Origin of the sequence: Gilliamella sp. Occ4-3, from assembly GCF_001690675.1 — a bacterium.
GTDB classification, from domain to species: Bacteria; Pseudomonadota; Gammaproteobacteria; order Enterobacterales; family Orbaceae; genus Gilliamella; species Gilliamella bombi.
On record NZ_LZHR01000065.1, the window covers coordinates 1 to 17071 of the forward strand.

Consider the following 17071-nt stretch of genomic DNA (forward strand, 5'->3'; position numbering starts at 1 on the left):
GTATTATTTTAATTTATTATAAATTAATAAAAGAAGATGTTAGCTAATTCGATTACTGTATACTTATTCACTATTTTTTAGTTTACTTTACATTATTTACGGCACAAATATGTCACAACAACATAAGTTTCCTGTTTTTTGGAAACACCCTAAAACCAAAATCCAAGTCGCTGAAGCTCACCTAAATAAAAAATCATTTAATAACCTATTTCATAACCAAGGTGTGTCAATTACTTGGCGTCAGTACATCAGGTTATTATGTCTGGCTAAAATGCCGTATTAAATCAGTAAAATTCGAGTATATCAAAAAGCAGTATTGGCACCATAAGGCAAGTTTGAGTAAGCAGAGTCGCCTCATGATGCCAGAGATATAGACTATCAAGTTTCATATTAGCCATGTTTTGCAACAATTTAGATTACGAAGTCAACCATGACATAAATACCAGCATCCATAATAATATCGTTCCCAATACGTTAGATTGACAATTTAACCTTATAAGCCTAATGCAATATAAATAACTGATATCGCTTATATTAAAATAAGTGAAGGTTGGTTATATTTGTTGGTGATTATCGATTTATACGGACAAAAATTGATTACTAGGCAAGCTAAGTTTAATTGTTAACAAGTGTAAACCACTATCATGCCAATAATCACTTAAGCTTAAGGGATTGATGGTATATTCGCTATATAAACCCTTAATTTACTAAAAATAGCCAAACAAAGAAATCAACAAAATCAATAAGTTTTCTGTCTGATTTTTATCACTATTAGTTTAAAAAACGAGCCACCTATAAATCTACCATAACATACTAAATATCTTTAAAAAACTGAGTAATATCTTCTTTTTTACACTTGACGTAATTGATAACATTGGCATAATTGCACAATCAACGCTTTATCTGGATCTATCCATGAAATATAAAATAATCAACCTTAGTATTTTCTTTTTAGCTTCGATTAGTGCTTTACCCTCTGCTCAAGCCAACGAAATAATTTGCCCAAGCTCAATAACAATTAAATCTGCTCATTTAGATATTGATAATCTACCTGACGATTGGATGGTTTCTGAAAAGAAAGATGCGTTATTATTGCTTGATGGCTTTGGCGTCTATTCTGACAACCCCGCTAAAAAAATCCAGCAAAAACCAGATGCTGGTATCATTGATGGCAAAGAACATCAAACAACCTGGAGCGTAAACACCACTTACGACCAAGGAGGTAGTTGGGTCAGTTGTGATTACAATTATGGTGAAGTAAATCTAATAAAAAAAATCGCTACAACCATGAAAAGTTGCTGGGAAATTGATTCGATGGATCAATTCGATCGATTACACATCACGCTTAAGTGTAGTACTAGTGAATTGCAAGAAGTTAAATAGGTTTTGAATTTTATTGAACGGTATAATTTCGACCCCAGCAGGAATCGAACCAAAAAATTAACCAATTGAACAATATGAATATTTAATACTGAACACTTTAAAATACCGTCAAAAATACCTTCAAAGATTTTTAGTGTATTTTATAAAACAAAACCCTCTATACCGTGAAATAATCGAGGGCTTGCATTGGAATCTTGACGCGCTAATTATACATCATAACATTGATTTTTTCATCACTATTTCACATCAAAATACAATCAATATAAAATACCCTCTAAAAAGTTCACACTTTACTTATCATGATAACAATAAACTACACGCTACCAATTTACATACGCCAAACGCCCGATGATTACGAAATAGAAATTACGGGCGAATGCTACATTATCAACAGCGACGACGAACACAATTACGTGTTCTATCAAACGCAGAAAACACTATACGATATCGCCGATTTTGTGATGCTACATGACGCTGTTGAGTATTGTAAGTTGAAGATTGAGAATGGAGTTTGGCCTGTTTGATAAGTTAACTATGATGATTTATTCATGCTTATAAACTTTAAAATCAAAATCAATCCAAATTATGTGAAATATACGATCTTCTCTAAATCCAATCATCGGCTTCATTCCATTAAATCTTAAAGACAAAAAATTAATACCTTCCTGACCATGTAATTTTGTTGGAATTTTTTCGTTAATTGAATCCCTAGCAATCTTTTCACACCCTAATTTATGTCTGGAAGATGAAAGTATTTGATTCCACGTTATTTTGCTCAATAATCTTATTCTCTTGACCAATGCAACTAAATCATCGTTTTCACAACAATCCACACAATGACACTTGTCTATCATGTGCTCAAATGAAAATATAGGTGTAAAAGTGTTTGTAGAAACCTTTTCATTTTCTCTTGGTTTTATTCTTGAATTATCTTGTTTGTTTGGGTGCTTTATTTTAGCCATGAACAAAAAGTTAATTCTCTATTTGCGTTAAAAAGTATTTTCTCATACTATCTAAGGAAATTTCTGTAGAATTACTTCTACCATATGCACCAATCCATGTTGGCTCTTCATGCGTTAAATTTCGTAATTTCCATGCTGAGTATTGTCCGTACATATTAAATACATCTTGAATTAAATTTTTTTCATCTTCAGAAAATTTACTAAAATCAATATCAAGATTATCTGTATCTATTGCTCCTGAACCAAAACTCTTGTACTTATGGTATAGATCGGGAATAACAGGTCCGTGCATCCATGCTTCTATTTTTTCATTAAATAACGGTTTACCCAAGATCGCTAAAGAAAAGCCTTGAGTGTAATAAACCAGTTTTTGTAGCTTCAAATTCGAAATAAGGTCACCAGCATCGTTATCATTTAATGAAAGAATGTAGTTTGCTACATCAAAGCACGTTAAATTTGTCATAATATGCAACCTTTTTGTTAGAAGATTATCCACAACTCACGTTGTTAACTTTGAGCGATTATAATTTAAGTTATCTAAATAGGAAAGATTTATTCAACAAATTATTGGGATTGTATTAATACTAAATTCAAGTGCTAAGAAGTCTAAGTTGAAGATTGATAGTGTGTTTTGATTATTCAGGTTTTACAGGAAACACAGCATTAACATCTGACGCATCAACACGCATTAACAAGATTCGATATTTTTTCCACGCTTTTAACTGCGCTTCTTCGTCGGCTTCTTGCATATCTAAATCGATAATATCTTGCAAAATAGCTATTTTTTCGTTAGCTTCGTTGAGTAATGCGTTTTTTAAATTTTGATTATTTTTGATGATATGTTCATTTTTTGCATCTTCATCTAATACCCATTTTTTTCCGCTCCATTTACAAAACTCGAACGGTTTTAGCTCAGTAAACCCACTCTTGATTTTACCGAGATAATCGATTTTTTTTGCTTCTTTTGTTTCAATGTTATAAACGGTTTTATCCCTATTGTCCTCAACTAACACCCAGGCACCGTTTTGCATACACGGACAATATCCATCTTTGAACTCAGGAGCGATACGTAACGCATTGTCTGGCGGTAATGTATCATCATTAGCTTCTAATTTATGTGTAAACGGTCTTAGTTCATTTGTGTTATCAAAATAATAATTAATCATATTAAACTCCTAAATAAATTACAGGTGTCATACCGATATTGAGAGGTCTATTTTCGTGAGCCGTAGGTACTATGCGTGATGCATCAAATGTTGAGATGACGGATTCAGCCAAAGAATTATAATCTTGAACAACTATCGCTTGTTTGCCCACTCCCCTAGAATAACTAAATACATATGTATATGGAGTAAAACCACCGTTTATATCTATTGATGCATCAACTCCGCCCCTAACGCCTTGTTGACCATAAATATTACGAATCGCATCATCTTCAGTGCTACCAACTTGCCTGTTGATTCCATTTACTGCACGCTCAAAATAACCTCGACCGTCGGGTGCAAATGCTGTTGGTACATTAATGTATTGTTTACCGTTAATTGTTTTTATCGTAATGCGATGATCGTTTTTATAATTAGCTGACAAACTATTTAAAGCTCGCCCATGTGGTGAATCTAAAAGAAAATTATCACCGTTGCGAAAATACCAACCAAAAGGCAGTTCATCACGACGAAACGGCATTAATCGTTGGTCGCCAATCATGTCTTTTACAACTATGTGAGCACCCACCTTGTAAATAGGTGAGTCGTTAACAACCTCTTTAATGGCTGGAACAGTACCAATATCATCAGCGGTTGGTTTATTATTCGGCGAGTAAACACGTTGCCCTTGTTCAGTTAATTTTTTAACATCTATCGAGCCATTAATTGACTGGTTTTCTTCACCTGTTTTTTTGATAAAATTTGAATTATCGATAGTAGACGCCCAATTTTTAGCATCATCTGCTGATTTTTTAGCATTTTGTTCAGATGTTCTAGCATTGCGCTCAGATGAGACAGCGACATTTGCGCTATTACTAGATTGCTCTGCTGAGTTACGTGACTCTGTAGCTGATGAACTCGCACTATCTGCATATGATTTTGCTGAATCTGAATACGATTTAGCTGATGAGTTAGCATTAGTTGCTGTTGTTGCTGATTCGCTTGCTGATTGTGCAAAAACTTTACCTTGTTCAACCAGTTTTATTAACTCTTTTTGTATTGAATATTGAGATTTTATAGTGACAATTTGTCCATCTGGTGCTGTTAATGTTACCTCTCCATCACCCGTTAATAAGGTTTGCCAAGCGTCCAGTTGGATTTGATAATAATTCAACATTTCAGATACACGTAATGCTAAAGCTTCGATAGAAACTTTGGGCGATGTTGGTATTTCATACTTAACACCTGTTTTACTTGCTCCGCTATAATCCTTTGCTAGTGTTAGCTGTGTATCTGACTGAACTGATGCAATCTCATAAATTTCTATTGTATTTGATGTTTGTAGTATCAACATTTGTCCAGAACAAATGCCTATTAATGGATTAGTCCATTTAGTGTTAATCCCAGTTACTATTTTGCTGTTATCTGTTACGTTTACCGTGCCTGTTTTGTACCAAGACATAATTTTCCTCAAATTTTAAATATAAAAAAACCGCTACATGAGCGGTTTTATTGAATAAATTGAATTATAATTTTAACAATCCCTTTAATTGCTTTTCTTTTTCGGCGTTTGCGCATTTGATATCAATTAAAGTATGAGTTTTCTCAGTCGGGAAACTATCTAATTTTTGTCGTATGGAACCAGTCAATTTAAGCCTTAAATCATAGTGATTGTCATTCATTTTTCTAACTTTACTAATTTCAAAACTTTTTATTGCTCCCCCTAATATTTTTTCTTTATAAATTGCATTGCAATTTAAATTTTCAGAATACGAATCGCCAGAAAATAACAACATGAATAGTAATATTATTTTTTTCATCATTGCTCCATTTTTAAAATTTAAAATAATTTTCAGCGTCTAAAATCATTAACGGAAAGTTTGAAGTAAATTTTCCATTAAATGGGTGGGTCCATTCATAATTTTCGTGATTTATATAAGATGGTGCTAGGCTAAATCCATTTGAAGCAAAGCCAACTTGCTTTGTGACGCCACTGTATTTATCGAAACTCGCATAACCGCCAATTGATGTCGGGATGAACATGGGGCGTCTAATATTAGGTATACTGACGAATTCACCATGGCTAACAGATCCAAAACTGTATAGCTGTGGATTAATTAAAAGCCCTGATGTTGAATCACATACTGTTTCCCCATATGAATTATAAATCCTCATCCCGTATTTTGACAGGGTATTTATTGTTTTTTGTTTTGCAAAAACAACTACTTTTATGGAAATATCATAATTTAATCTTACACCATCTTTATTATGAGCAAATAAAGCATGTTCATAAAAATCACGATTAAATCCGATTCCGATTGAAGTATTTTGTTTGTCACTATAAACAAAGACTGCACAATTGTTGAAATTCAGGTGAGGATTAATATTGCTTGGTCGCCAACCATCTTTAGCTGATATTGTAATGTCTCCCTTAAATACCACGGGAGCACATAATGATGCTTGATTGATGGAAAAAAAGTTATTTTGACCTGTAAATGAAATACCTATTCCAGAAACCGGATTATGCATCGGATAACCAACTATTATACATAGTTGGTTATACCCACTACCGCTATCACCACCATACCCCCACGCGTTTGGGCCATTTACCAAAATAACTTGTCGATTATTGTCTAGATAACTGCGTGAATCAAATGCACCACAAACCCAAATATTGGTACCGTCTTCATCCATCTCAAAGTCAACATTATAACCAGAGCCGTTTGTTAAATGCACATAATACTGATACCCATCTGGAACATAAATGCCTGTTTGGTGTTGCTCAACACTACATATCCCTAAAATACAACACATAGTGTGAGATGAATCTAATATAATATCAGGTCCATCAGCACTAAAAATCTTTAAGCCGTAACTTGACACTTTTACCTCACAATTTACCTAGTTTTACTCTCAGTACATTTCTTTCATCAAAGACGGCTAATCCACTGCCGTTTAATTCAATTCTTCCGCCTCCAAGAAATGAGCTATTTATCTCAAAATTACCATCTTTAAATAACCGCCACCCTGACTTTCCCGGAACATAGTTTTCAGATTGAATCGTATCCGAAATTGTTGTAAAATTTAATGAAGCTTTACCAATAATTGCTCCGTTCATGATGACATTGCCGTCTTTAATGATAAACGCTGGTACTGGTGTGCCATTAGCTTGATTCATAATCATAAATTTATCAGCAAGAAATATGACATTAGATTGCATACCAGTTTCGGTATTTTCAACCCCCATTGTCATACCTGCAACATACTGTTGACCTTTATTATCAACCTGAATTTTCATGGTTCTGTGAGCTGAAATTTTGCCATTGAGATTATTTACAGTTTGGCTTACATCTGAAATTGACGTAGATACGTCCCCCACTTTAGTGTTGATGGATTGAATGGCTTGTGCTGTAGCTGAATTTTGTTCCGCGGTGGTTTTTTTAAGCTCTGTTAAATTACTACTAACATCACCGTATTTAGAGTTTAACTCACGTAATGCAATTGCTGTCGCCTCTTTTTCAGTTAACAATGCATGATTGGTTTCTTTGATTTCAGCCGATAAGCTACCATTTTCAACTCTGCGACGGCGTGTTTCGGTATCATTAGCTAACGCATTTTCAATGATCGCCTTTGCGTTTTCTATTGAACTAATCGCCGCATTATCAACTGAATCAATAAGAGAGTTCCAAGCATCGGTTTCTTTGATTTCATCAAAAATATGATCGGTTAAATCGTTAGTATTTGTACTAGAAATCCCCCTCACCCATTCTGTCCAGTCGCTAACGTTTCCGATCTTATCAATCAATCGAGCACGGTAGAAAAACACTTGACCAATTGATAATCCTGTTTGTGAATAACTACAACTTGGATACGTAACATTACTTAACAATAGCGCCTTTTCTTCACTCTCATTAGTAGAGTATTGGATTTCAGTATGACTTGTGTCACCGCTACCGTCAGGAAACGACCACTTTAAATCAACGCCAAAAACAACGTCATCACTAGCTGTAAACCCAATTGGTTTGTCTGGTTTACCAACCTTACCTTTAATTGAAGTCGCTTGTGAATATGCCCAAGGTGAAGATACGTCAATTGCATTAACAGCTCTTACACGAACTTCATAGACACCTGAATAAACCCCCTCAACAGTAAAATTTGTGCCGTTTGTACGACCAACATTAATCCAAGCTGAATTATCTTTTCGCCATTGCGCAACGTAGTTTGTTGCTCCTTCCACCGTATCCCATGTTGCATTTAAAGAGGCAATTGACAATCCTTGAGAGATGTAGCTACTTTCGGAAACAACAATATTTTTGGGGGTAGAAATTGAACTTGGTGGAGTAACGGTAATAGGTTTTGACTCAATCCGAATACCCTCATCAATATATTTGAATTTATCAGGATCGTGCTGGATAGCCGTTATTGTAAATTGACCTTTTTCAGTTGCCGATATTGATGTCACTCTAAAATATTGAATTGCAATATTATCACTATCTATACACCAAACTGCACCAGCCACGGGTTCAATTTTATAATTAGCAGAAACCGTAATTGTTTTTTTATCTGCGCTAATTGCTTTAATGGTTCTGCTCTGTGCTGTTCCGTCAGGTAAGTTAATTACTAGTCGATCGCCTGCGCCATAATCAACAGCTCTATCTAGCGTTATTTTTCGCCCAGAAACGGCATGAATTCGCCCACCGTTTTCTTTACCTGAACGGGACGGATCGGCTACGCCAATAATTCGCGCAGGCATGGGGATATACCCATCCAAGCCAACAGTAAAGGTGATTACTTCATCTTTCGCATTGGAAAGTAATGCCCAACGCCCCCTCCTTTGGGCTTCTGCTTGTGATGTACAACCGATCGCAGTTAATTTCATCACATTAACATCGTATCGACGCATTAAATCATAGTCCCATACAGCTTCTACATCATCACAATAATGATTATTAGGGTCAGAATAAGCAACTAAGCACGAAGTATATCTATTTTTATATGAACCACCTGAATATGCAAAATCACCGATAACGTTAGATGGATGATAGATGAAATCAGGCTCGTCTTGTGGCATGTCAGCCGTTAAACAAATCTGGTCATTACCCCAAAAAATTATCCCACGAAATGACGCCACCAAGTCTTTAAGTACTGTGTAAGCATCTTCTTGGCTTTGTATATACTCATTACAAGCAAAACGTGGCTCTTTGCCTCCTTTTCCATCCGAAACCATTTGATCGCAGTATTGCCCTAGTTGATAGATAGACCATTTATCTAGCATGGTAGAATCAATTCGTAATCCCATGCCAGCTATCTCATCACGCATTAAATAATAAGCCAGCCAAGCAGGATTATTCGTGTAAGCCATTTTAAAGCCACCTTGCCAAACTCCTGAATATGTTCGGCTAACTGGATCGTAATTATCTGGAACTTGAACAAGTTTTCCTTTTAGCTTACAACTGATTTTGGGCACGGCTCCGTTAAATTGACTAGCATCAAGCTCAATGTAAAGCAAGGCAGTATTTGGATATCGTAACTTACTATCAATCACTTCTGCGTAAGAAGATACAGCAAATGCGTTAATTAATTTACTATTAGAGTTAGAATCTGGCGTTAATCGTCTTACTCGAATAGCCCAACCATTTACCGCACTTGGCAGATTTATGCGATGATCTCGTTGATATTCAGATGTAGTCTTACCATTAAATTCCGCATTCACAACCGTTTCAAAAGCACTGCCATCCGTTGATAGATCAATTGCATACTTTGTGACTGTACCAACCATATCGCCATTTTCTTTATATTCAACATGAGTAGGCAAACTCAACTTAATTCTAATTGCATCTAAATCTAAGTTAGAAAATGAGCGAACCCAAGGTTTATTGGCCTTTACTATATAATTTGCCCGCAGTTCATTACTTATCTCAGGGATGCCTTTAATATATTCTTGAGTTTGTGATCCATTACGAAACTCCCAAATAACACCATTAAAATTACGTGAACCATCGACATTAGCTAGCGGTGTGTTATCAATATAAATATTTTGTTCTGTAATATCACCTTGAATCTCACCCTCACTTAATGCAATCAATGCTTTAAGCTTGGCTGTTGAAAGTAAGTTATCTGGTTGCTCATACGGCTTGTGCGGTTTTTTACCTCCGCCTTTTTGACCTTCTATCAAGTGCATAATTCACCTATTGTTGATCTTCTGAATAAATACCAGCATTAATTACTGCACCACCAATTTCACGCTCACCTAGCAAAATAGCTACAGGATAACCCACCGCGTTGGTATTAACTGGCGCACCAAATCCATAATTGGGCTTGTTTTCTGCGCTAGATGAACCGCCAGCGTTAAATTTCGGCTGAGGTGTGAGCAATTGAACAACCCCGCCAAGCATCATGCTAATACCGATTCCTGTTAAAATCGATGTTGCAGTAACCGTTGTGGCAGCCATCGCTGCTCCCCACGCCGCCAGTGACGCACCTGCCGTAAAAAATGCAGCCACTAACGCAATAGCACCAATAATAATTTGTAGCATTCCGCCACTTTTAGAGCCTTGAGCTACAGGCATGATCATGTAATTTTTACCACTTGCATTAATATCAAACTCATCAATACCAATGTTTTTGCCGTCAACAAAAAAAGCAAATTTGACACCTTTCATATGCGCTGAACTCATGTATTTTTCAAAGCCTTTTATCGTTGCGCATAACGCTCTTAACACTTCTTTAATATCTTGCACATCGTATTGATGATTCTTGCCAAATTGCTTAGCCATTGCGCCTTTAAACGTTACATTACTCAGCATTAAATAACTCCTTGTGTCGTACTATTCGAACGGTTCTATCTCTAAAATATTTACCGTATGGTGTTCTTGATGATAATTGGCCATAAAGATGATGAAGAATAAGATTGTCACCTACATAGATAGCGGCATGGTTTGTAACCTGTGCACCAATTCGCATCATAATGATGTCGCCAATCTTCATGTCTTCGAGCTCCACCTCAACAAACCCCTCTGATTGCCAATTTTCATCATAAATATTTTCATCTCCACTCTCCCACCATTCGCGAGTAACAGAATAGTTCTTTAGGCTTATGTTATACTCTCGTTTATAGTAATCCATAATAAGTGCCCAACAATCAGCATACCCTAGCAGCCATTGACGCCCCGTATAATCCCGATTTACACGCGGTGATATTGTGCAAAAATCACCGTCAGGGACAGACATAATTCCCCATTCAAGGCCTGAATAGTCGCATTGAATACGATCAAATTCTGACGGGACAAGTGATACCACATCAGGGTGAGAGTGAATAATCATAATGATTTCACCCTGTTTCTCGGCTTCCAGTTGTTCATCAGGTGAGATTAAAAAATGCTCTTTGGGATTGTCTGATATGTTTTTACATGGTATATATTTTTGAGTTTTACCCGTATCCACAATCAGACCGCACGCCTCGTTAGGATATTCACTATCAACATGTTTTTTTATAGCATCTAATAATTTTTGTCTCATATCATTTACCTTGTAAATTCGCTGCAGGGAAACCACCAAAAGGGAGAGGATTATTGCCATGGCGAGCTTTACAATCCTTTAACAAGCCACCGCATTGATCTTTAGCAGGGTCATCCGTCTCTATGCCATCTTTAGTGAAGTACTTATTGCCTGCATAGTCGCACCCTGTCCCTGTTCTATAACAACCGCGCATACACCAAGTACAAACCGTTGTTATTTGCCGTGTTGGTAATTTAAGGTTTTGTATGTCAAAAGGTGAACATAATTCAAACTCAACGGTCGCTTTTGTTTCTTCTCGTTTGTTATTGATAAAAAATAGCTGAACTCGCTCTTGAGTTGGGTCAGCGGTGGGGTTTCCATTAAGCCAATTATCCGCATCAAGGTACTTAGCCATTGTCGTGTGGATTTTGACTTTTGCTTGGACCAAATCATCATAATCAATACAAAGCCGAGTTACCCTACCGTCTATATTGCCAACTGATAACCTTGGTGTTGGCTGTGAGCCAGTGCTACTTAATTCAATGTCTTTTAACTCATATGGATACGGTAAATATTCTTTACCTTGCCATTTTATTGATGGTAAATTCTCAGCGGCAAATGACGCCCAACCGTCAGGCGAAATATTATGAGCATGAAATCTCAGCACTTCATCAAGACCAAACTTTGTACCATCCACCTCTATTAGTTGTATAAGCTGGTTACCCTCAAGTGTTTGTAAATCTTGTGTTATTGGCATAGTTTCTCCAGATGATTAAACTAATTTATTTGTGTTTTTACTTGTATTTTTACTTGTATTTTTACTTGTATTTTTACTTGTATTTTTACTTGCTGTTTGTGTGTATGTGTGTATAATTATTTTCAGGTTAGGAGGTAAACATGAAATCAACTGACCTGATAAAAGAACTTACCAGTGCAGGGTGTATTCTGAAAAGAGTTAGAGGTAGTCATCATATGTTTTACTCACCGATAACTAATAAAACGTTTCCAGTTCCTCATCCAAAATCAGATTTACCGGTTGGCACAGTAAGATCAATCAAAAAATCGGCGGGGCTTTTATAGCCCGCCAACTTTTGGAGGTATTATGTTTTTTACTCTTGGCATTGAAACACCGAACGATAGCAATACAGCTTACGGCATTGTCGTGCCTGCGTTATGCAATGATAAATATGATTGTTATTCTGCTGCTGATAAAGAAAGTGATATTCCAGCAATGGCAACTGAAGCTATTTTGTTAACAGTTCAAGACATGATCGAATCAGGCGATTATGATGTTAAAGATATTCACAACGATCATGTTTCGTATAAAAATAACGATGAGTATGCTCATTGCGATACGTGGGTAATTATCGATGTTGATTTATCATCATTTGTTGGAAAACAAAAAAGAATTAATATCACATTACCCGATATTCTTATCGATAGAATAGATAACGCAGTTAAAGCGCCGAATTCCTTTTATAAGGATCGGAGTAATTTTTTGGCAGAAGCTGCTATTAATGAATTGGCGGCACAAAATAGAGTGCGTTAATTATTTTGGTTATTAAGCGCCATACAACTGCTAATAAAAAACCACCCGCAGGTGGTTTGTTCGCCTACTCGGCGGTGAACAATGTTCGTAAATCTAACGATAAAGTCTTAATTTTCTAAACCGCTTATGCAGCGGTAATCTAGATTATATCAAACATAGCCTTTTGTTTTAACTAAAATTTAGCCATTTTTCCAAAAATAACCCTTTTTTCTAGCACTGAAATTAATCTATATTTTTCAATGAATTATAAAGCAAGTTAAAAAAAGGGTTATAGAATTGCCATCAAAAAACACCGGAAAAACTTTAATAAAATCAATGTCTTTGCTGACCAGTTTTTAATCAAGGTGAATAAGCTTGAATAAATTTGAATGATAATGAAACAACTCTGCCGCCAACAAATTCGGATTCGATAGATTTATTCACAACTCGATACAATTTTTCTTCGCCGTACGGATTTTTCCACTTAAACGACTTTATGATGTGCGAGTTTAAAAAATCACGAACCTCTTTTATTTCATTGATGCATCCTGTATAAGTTAAGTCCCAAGTCTCACTTGTATTATTAATACCATTACTGGATAACTGGACATATCCGTCACCAAATCCAGCTTCGTTAATGTTTGATGAATCTGTATGTTTCGGATTGCCCATTGTTTTCCATTTAAAAACATCTATTGTCATTTCCTCCTCCTAATACCTATCTTGCGCGCATCAGGTTATATAAATCACCGCCCGGTGAAACAAGTTTTTTTATCGTTTCATTTACGCGCCGATCAATTATTGCAGCAGCTTGACTTTCAATAGAATTTGAATCAATGCTTGAGTTAGTCGCCCCTGATTCACTATTAGATTCCATGTTTAATGTCACATTAGTATTAACATTTATAGCGCTTGATGATTTATTAGATTTACGAGTAAAAGCAATTGGTGAAGCAGGACCAAGATTAACTGCGCCTCCATTTGCGTATCCTCTTTGAGCGTCGTTCATCAGCGCGTAAAGATTGCCAACGCCTAAACGCTTTGTCGCTTCTTTGGTGAATACGAATTCGCCCTTGTGAACAATACCTGCTGGTTCATACTTATTACCCCGCCCTGTAAAACCGCACGAGTTAATGCTGTATCTAACATCCCCACCAGTTGCGTAACCTCTAATCAATCCACCGTTATAAGCTTGCTGTAGCCCTCCCGTTGCTGCACCAGCACCACCTCCGCCAAAGCCCATCCAGCCCATGGCTGATTGGATAGTTTGAGCAACTAGTAACTTATTGATAATTTCGATAATGTTGGTGAGAATTGACTTAGTAAGGCTTTTAAAGCTCATTTTCCCAGTCGTAACAAATTCAGTTAATGAGTGGCTAACAGAACTCATGGTTTGTTGTCCTAAATCACGAAACGCATCAAACATGTTCTGTGAAGCATCTGAAAATTCATTAATACCCACTTTTAGCCCTGCGAACCAATCGGTTTGATTAATGTCTTCCTGCTGCCAACTTTGTTGTAGCGCTTGTTTTGCCTTGTTATATTCCTCGGTGATTTTTGTTATTTCTGTAGGATTACTAGTGCCTTTTAAAGCAATATCACGCTGAGCGTCAAGCTCTGACATTTCATTGTAGCGATTCGCATTTTTTGACGTCATGCCGAACGTAGCTTGGCTAGCTTTAGATTTTGCAGATAAGTTTGTTGTGTACTCTTGCATTTTTTGAAGTGCTTTAGTCGCTGTTTCGTATTGTGCAATTTCTTCACTAATAGCTGCATTTTTAGCAAACTGAGCAAGTAAAGCATCTTTATGTGCAAGTACATACTTTTCATGCGCTGACATTCTTGCTTTATTGCCAGTACTTTCTAGCGTTTGAATCTGAGCTTGTAAATCAAAGTACTTTTTGCGCTCCGATGTGATTGTGTTAACCGTCAAGCTCTGTTCCCGAAGTGCTTGAAGCTGACTTTTTAAGCTGATTTCTTGCTGTTGTGATGTGCGTAATAAATTGGTTGCTGAGCTTGTTTTTTCGGCGTTGTTAGCTCTAATCTTTGCCGCAGCTTTTCTTCTCTTTTCATCAGTTACATAATTGTCATCGCCCGGTTTATATATTTTGTTAGCTTCATCAGCCTTTCTGTTCATCTCCTCAATTTCAGCTTTTGCACGCTCGCTACGCGTCATTATCATTTGTGAGTACTGGTAAAACGGACTTTTTTTCGGGTCTGTTGCTTTGTCTGCGTTTCCGCTGATGAACTGCAAAAATTGTAGTTGTGCTGATGCTTTATCCGCTGATTTTGCTATTTCAACCAACCCGTCTATCAAAGATTTGAATTTTTCATTACCACCGTTCGACTTCGCATATAATTCACTCAATCTATTAATAAGCTGAGTTACTTTTTCTTCCGTTTTTACTGAATCGGTTTCAGATTTTATCTCTGATAATTGCTCAAGCACGTCTTGAGCACCTTCTTTTGTTATGTCAAAATATTCTGATAATTTACTAATCTTGCTTTCAATGCTGTAAAGTTCATCAGCTCCAACTGCGCCTTCCGTTTTAAGCTTATGTATATAACTCAACACTGAATCTAAAGTTGATTCCGCTGATAACCCCATCGAATTAGCCGATCTAGCAAAATCAGAAAAACCGTCAGTAACACTTTTAATACTATCTTGTAATTTAGTTTTAATACTTGAAACTGATTTCTCAACATCTTCTTCACTTGATTTTAATAGCGCTCTAACAAGTGGTTTATTTTTCTTAAGCAATTGCATCATATCGTCAGACAAGAAAGTAAAACCAGTTTTTTTGTCTGTGTTCAATACTTTATTTAAACGATCTTGCGCCGCTGCTAATTTATCAGTAGCGCTTTCGGTTTCAAAAAGCTTTGGTATCATGCTACCGAGCAAGCCAACCATTGCTGAAATACCGATGTTAACGGGATTCAACGAGGTTAACAGCGTGCTAAAAGTATTGCCTATGCCATTTTTCATGATCATAGACATACTAGAAGTTTGTAGACCTGTGAAATTCCCTCGCATCATCTGTGTCGTCATTGTAGCTAACTGGTGCTTAGTAGCTAAAGACGCTGTGCCTAATTTTTGGGTTTCTTTCGTTGCTTGCGTTAGTTTTCGAATATAAACATCAGCAGATGAGCTAACCCCAAGTTGTGCAGCTTGATATCGCAATAACTGCTCTTTTGATAGATTCTGAGTAGCAACCTGCACTTTTAATTTATTTAAAAAATCAGTTCGCGCTTTGCTTGCAATGTTTTCAGCAGTCGTTACTTCTTTTTGCTTGATTGCGATATCTGAGAGTAATTGACTATAATTGTGAATATCTATTTGACCGTCTTTATAAGTTTTTGCAAGCATTTTTCTAACTCTTGCAAGCTCTTTTGAGGCGGTATTAACATCTTTTAGACTGTCAATTTGATTTCGGAAACCGACATATAATCTATCGCTAGATTCAGCAAATTTTTTCGCTGAGTTTGTATTTGCTGTAAGGCTTTTACGATATTCGGCAATACGTTGATGAACTTCGTCAACCTCTTTAGCTGTTCGAGATAATGAGCTTTTGATAATTTGTTGTGAGTTATCGAACTCATCAGTAGCAGACGCCGCGCTCTCCGCCTTTTTACTAAAATCATCTAGTTTTTTATTCGCTTCATCGACGCTTTGCACATCAATCTTAAGCTTTAGTGATGTGATTTCTTCTGCCATAATTTTCTCCAGACATAAAAAAAGCCCGCAATTGCGAGCTTTAAGTTTGATTTTATTTTGTATATCTACATTAGATTTTCCATACTCAGTTAACAACAATCAGCATGTTTTTGTGAGGAAAACTGCATTTGCAAACCTAATGCTTGAACAATTTTAAAGATTGTATTAAAAGTAGGATTCCCCTCACCTGATAACGCTTTATAAATACCCTCACGGCTTATACCTGTATCACGTGAAAGCTGACTGATGTTTTTAGCTCTAGCTATATCACCAAGTGCAATAAATAAAAATTTAGGGTCTCCTTCTTCTATTGCGGCATTTAAATATTCTTGCATTTCTTCATCAGTATTTAAAAAATCAACCACATCAAAAGTTTTTAGTTTTGTAGTCATAATTAACCCCATTTATTTGCTAATTCTTTAGCAATTTTAATATCTGTTTGTTGTGTATCCTTGTCACCGCCACACAATAAAATAACAATTTCATTATTGCGGTTAACAAAATAAACCCTATACCCTTTTCCACAGTGAATACGCATTTCTGATACACCGCTGCCTACAGGCTTAACATCACCAAAATTACCTTCTTGCATGCGACGAATTCGAACTTTAATTTTAGCTGCTGCAGTTTTATCTTTAAGCGACTTCAACCATTTTTCCATTTGCGGTGTATAACTTACAGTAATCATGCTTTATTCCTGTTTTAATTTAAAACTATTATACCTGGATTCAAACATGAAGTGCAATTTTAAACACGGTGGAGTGAAGAAAGTAGAAAGGTGATTTATACTAGCACCTTCGCACCACCACAGTTTGGAGATTGCTATGTATTATAATCACCTTTC

The 17071-nt window shown here is 36.2% G+C and carries 18 protein-coding genes; 4 read left to right on the forward strand and 14 right to left on the reverse strand.

Annotated elements, in window-relative coordinates; genetic code table 11:
• The first annotated feature begins 109 nt into the window (after nucleotides 1-109).
• Complete coding sequence (locus A9G44_RS13510; protein WP_179854822.1) at nucleotides 110-283, forward strand: hypothetical protein; 174 nt, start codon at nucleotides 110-112, stop codon at nucleotides 281-283.
• 632 nt (nucleotides 284-915) lie between these two features.
• The gene (locus A9G44_RS07315; RefSeq protein WP_065610104.1) at nucleotides 916-1383 is read left to right on the forward strand and encodes an STY0301 family protein; all 468 of its coding nucleotides are present in this window, start codon (nucleotides 916-918) and stop codon (nucleotides 1381-1383) included.
• A gap of 542 nt (nucleotides 1384-1925) precedes the next feature.
• Here A9G44_RS07315 and A9G44_RS07320 read toward each other — a convergent pair.
• The 10 genes from A9G44_RS07320 to A9G44_RS07365 all read right to left on the reverse strand — a co-directional run bounded on the left by A9G44_RS07320 (nucleotide 1926) and on the right by A9G44_RS07365 (nucleotide 11741).
• A complete protein-coding gene (locus A9G44_RS07320) occupies nucleotides 1926-2345 on the reverse strand; it encodes a hypothetical protein (RefSeq protein ID WP_081298288.1) in 420 nt (139 codons plus the stop codon).
• Between the two features lie 10 nt (nucleotides 2346-2355).
• Nucleotides 2356-2841 carry a Panacea domain-containing protein gene (locus A9G44_RS07325; protein WP_218837554.1) on the reverse strand — a complete coding sequence of 162 codons (486 nt, stop codon included), beginning with the start codon at nucleotides 2839-2841 and terminating at the stop codon, nucleotides 2356-2358.
• 139 nt (nucleotides 2842-2980) lie between these two features.
• Nucleotides 2981-3511, reverse strand: coding sequence for a tail fiber assembly protein (locus tag A9G44_RS07330; protein WP_065610107.1), 531 nt, complete (start codon nucleotides 3509-3511; stop codon nucleotides 2981-2983).
• A 1-nt stretch (nucleotide 3512) separates the two neighbouring features.
• Nucleotides 3513-4949, reverse strand: coding sequence for a hypothetical protein (locus A9G44_RS13695; RefSeq protein WP_218837555.1), 1437 nt, complete (start codon nucleotides 4947-4949; stop codon nucleotides 3513-3515).
• Nucleotides 4950-5013: 64 nt separating this feature from the next.
• The gene (locus A9G44_RS07340; protein ID WP_065610109.1) at nucleotides 5014-5307 is read right to left on the reverse strand and encodes a hypothetical protein; all 294 of its coding nucleotides are present in this window, start codon (nucleotides 5305-5307) and stop codon (nucleotides 5014-5016) included.
• Nucleotides 5308-5320: 13 nt separating this feature from the next.
• Nucleotides 5321-6370 (reverse strand): hypothetical protein, encoded by a 1050-nt coding sequence (locus tag A9G44_RS07345; protein ID WP_065610111.1) that lies wholly within the window; start codon nucleotides 6368-6370, stop codon nucleotides 5321-5323.
• A 7-nt stretch (nucleotides 6371-6377) separates the two neighbouring features.
• On the reverse strand, nucleotides 6378-9668 hold the full coding sequence (locus tag A9G44_RS07350; protein ID WP_065610113.1) for a host specificity protein J: 3291 nt from the start codon (nucleotides 9666-9668) through the stop codon (nucleotides 6378-6380).
• A 7-nt stretch (nucleotides 9669-9675) separates the two neighbouring features.
• Nucleotides 9676-10293 carry a tail assembly protein gene (locus A9G44_RS07355; protein WP_065590004.1) on the reverse strand — a complete coding sequence of 206 codons (618 nt, stop codon included), beginning with the start codon at nucleotides 10291-10293 and terminating at the stop codon, nucleotides 9676-9678.
• On the reverse strand, nucleotides 10283-11005 hold the full coding sequence (locus A9G44_RS07360) for a C40 family peptidase (protein WP_065610114.1): 723 nt from the start codon (nucleotides 11003-11005) through the stop codon (nucleotides 10283-10285). The genes A9G44_RS07355 and A9G44_RS07360 overlap by 11 nt, the downstream gene beginning before the upstream one ends.
• 1 nt (nucleotide 11006) lies before the next feature.
• Nucleotides 11007-11741: a phage minor tail protein L gene (locus A9G44_RS07365; protein WP_065610116.1), complete on the reverse strand. Its 735-nt coding sequence runs from the start codon at nucleotides 11739-11741 to the stop codon at nucleotides 11007-11009.
• A gap of 140 nt (nucleotides 11742-11881) precedes the next feature.
• Between A9G44_RS07365 and A9G44_RS14060 the strand changes: the two genes are divergently transcribed.
• Nucleotides 11882-12064 carry a type II toxin-antitoxin system HicA family toxin gene (locus A9G44_RS14060; RefSeq protein WP_034910050.1) on the forward strand — a complete coding sequence of 61 codons (183 nt, stop codon included), beginning with the start codon at nucleotides 11882-11884 and terminating at the stop codon, nucleotides 12062-12064.
• 22 nt (nucleotides 12065-12086) lie between these two features.
• Nucleotides 12087-12533, forward strand: coding sequence for a type II toxin-antitoxin system HicB family antitoxin (locus tag A9G44_RS07375; protein WP_034910051.1), 447 nt, complete (start codon nucleotides 12087-12089; stop codon nucleotides 12531-12533).
• Between the two features lie 339 nt (nucleotides 12534-12872).
• Here A9G44_RS07375 and A9G44_RS07380 read toward each other — a convergent pair whose 3' ends face one another.
• The 4 genes from A9G44_RS07380 to A9G44_RS07395 all read right to left on the reverse strand — a co-directional run bounded on the left by A9G44_RS07380 (nucleotide 12873) and on the right by A9G44_RS07395 (nucleotide 16915).
• A complete protein-coding gene (locus A9G44_RS07380) occupies nucleotides 12873-13214 on the reverse strand; it encodes a phage tail protein (RefSeq protein ID WP_065610119.1) in 342 nt (113 codons plus the stop codon).
• A 16-nt stretch (nucleotides 13215-13230) separates the two neighbouring features.
• Nucleotides 13231-16227: a phage tail tape measure protein gene (locus A9G44_RS07385; protein ID WP_065610122.1), complete on the reverse strand. Its 2997-nt coding sequence runs from the start codon at nucleotides 16225-16227 to the stop codon at nucleotides 13231-13233.
• An 89-nt stretch (nucleotides 16228-16316) separates the two neighbouring features.
• Entirely contained in the window at nucleotides 16317-16619 is a 303-nt protein-coding gene (locus tag A9G44_RS07390; RefSeq protein ID WP_065561131.1) for an addiction module antidote protein, read from the reverse strand.
• 2 nt (nucleotides 16620-16621) lie between these two features.
• Nucleotides 16622-16915 carry a type II toxin-antitoxin system RelE/ParE family toxin gene (locus tag A9G44_RS07395; RefSeq protein WP_065561130.1) on the reverse strand — a complete coding sequence of 98 codons (294 nt, stop codon included), beginning with the start codon at nucleotides 16913-16915 and terminating at the stop codon, nucleotides 16622-16624.
• Nucleotides 16916-17071 lie beyond the last annotated feature (156 nt).

Coding starts and splice junctions, on each gene's coding strand:
- A9G44_RS13510 (WP_179854822.1), top strand. CDS start 110: ATGTCACAACAACATAAGTTTCCTGTTTTTTGGAAACACCCTAAAACC.
- A9G44_RS07315 (WP_065610104.1), top strand. CDS start 916: ATGAAATATAAAATAATCAACCTTAGTATTTTCTTTTTAGCTTCGATT.
- A9G44_RS07320 (WP_081298288.1), bottom strand. CDS start 2,345: ATGGCTAAAATAAAGCACCCAAACAAACAAGATAATTCAAGAATAAAA.
- A9G44_RS07330 (WP_065610107.1), bottom strand. CDS start 3,511: ATGATTAATTATTATTTTGATAACACAAATGAACTAAGACCGTTTACA.
- A9G44_RS13695 (WP_218837555.1), bottom strand. CDS start 4,949: ATGTCTTGGTACAAAACAGGCACGGTAAACGTAACAGATAACAGCAAA.
- A9G44_RS07340 (WP_065610109.1), bottom strand. CDS start 5,307: ATGAAAAAAATAATATTACTATTCATGTTGTTATTTTCTGGCGATTCG.
- A9G44_RS07350 (WP_065610113.1), bottom strand. CDS start 9,668: ATGCACTTGATAGAAGGTCAAAAAGGCGGAGGTAAAAAACCGCACAAG.
- A9G44_RS07355 (WP_065590004.1), bottom strand. CDS start 10,293: ATGCTGAGTAATGTAACGTTTAAAGGCGCAATGGCTAAGCAATTTGGC.
- A9G44_RS07360 (WP_065610114.1), bottom strand. CDS start 11,005: ATGAGACAAAAATTATTAGATGCTATAAAAAAACATGTTGATAGTGAA.
- A9G44_RS07365 (WP_065610116.1), bottom strand. CDS start 11,741: ATGCCAATAACACAAGATTTACAAACACTTGAGGGTAACCAGCTTATA.
- A9G44_RS14060 (WP_034910050.1), top strand. CDS start 11,882: ATGAAATCAACTGACCTGATAAAAGAACTTACCAGTGCAGGGTGTATT.
- A9G44_RS07375 (WP_034910051.1), top strand. CDS start 12,087: ATGTTTTTTACTCTTGGCATTGAAACACCGAACGATAGCAATACAGCT.
- A9G44_RS07380 (WP_065610119.1), bottom strand. CDS start 13,214: ATGACAATAGATGTTTTTAAATGGAAAACAATGGGCAATCCGAAACAT.
- A9G44_RS07385 (WP_065610122.1), bottom strand. CDS start 16,227: ATGGCAGAAGAAATCACATCACTAAAGCTTAAGATTGATGTGCAAAGC.
- A9G44_RS07390 (WP_065561131.1), bottom strand. CDS start 16,619: ATGACTACAAAACTAAAAACTTTTGATGTGGTTGATTTTTTAAATACT.
- A9G44_RS07395 (WP_065561130.1), bottom strand. CDS start 16,915: ATGATTACTGTAAGTTATACACCGCAAATGGAAAAATGGTTGAAGTCG.